At 36.1% G+C, this 878-nt stretch carries 1 protein-coding gene; it reads left to right on the forward strand.

What is annotated here, in order from left to right:
* Positions 1-839 (forward strand): hypothetical protein (locus GMD4S_RS12390; protein ID WP_000330522.1); only part of this gene is annotated, 839 nt, incomplete at its 5' end.
* Positions 840-878 lie beyond the last annotated feature (39 nt).

Below are 878 nucleotides of genomic sequence, written 5' to 3' on the forward strand. Positions count from 1 at the left end.
TGGAAGCTTATTCTTTTTCCCAGTTTATCACCTATATTTCAGCTATTGGTGGTCAAGCTTTTGGAGTTTGGCTCTTAGGTCTATCGGTCAACAATTTTTCCCTTGTTGCGGGAATCAATGCCTGCTTTTTCCTAGTATCAGCCTTTATTCTCTTTTTAGGAAAAAGCAAATTGAGTCTGTCAATGTCATCTGCTGATGGTAAAAAACTAAAAAATGAGAAGCTTTCTATCAAAGACCAGTTCCTAACAATTTACCGAAATTTACGTCTCGTTTTTCTTAAAGGTGGACAGAAAAACTTTGGTTTCATGATCTTTGCTGTCTTGCTTATTAATGCCTTGGGTGGGGCTTTAGGAAGCATCTATAACATCTTCTTTTTGAGCCATTCTCTCTTGAATTTTTCTTACACAGAGGCACTATTTATCAATCAATTCTGTGTTTTAGTAGCAATCATCATCAGTAGCCTTACGGGCAATGATTATTTTGGGAAGCAGTCTTTGCCTAGATTGATGATGTGGGCGACCGTAGGACTCAGTCTAATTGGTCTAGCTAATGTATTCAATCAAGTCGTGCTTGGTTTGCTATTTCTATTTTTAACTCTGTATGTGTCTGGTAAAGTTCAACCAAAGATTAGTGCCATGCTCATGAAAAATCTAGCTCCAGATGTTCTAGCTCGTACCAGTAATTTTTTAGGTTTATTGTTTACCTTATCCATACCTGTGGGAACAGCTTGTTTTTCACTTATAGCTGTATGGAATATACAGTTGACTTGGATGCTATTTGTTGGTCTTTCCTTGCTGGCTATTCTTTTGACAGTTATTAATCTCAAAAATGATATTTGAATCCTAATTTTATTCATACTGTTTTAATCCCTCTATTTA

The organism is Streptococcus sp. GMD4S (assembly GCF_000296955.1).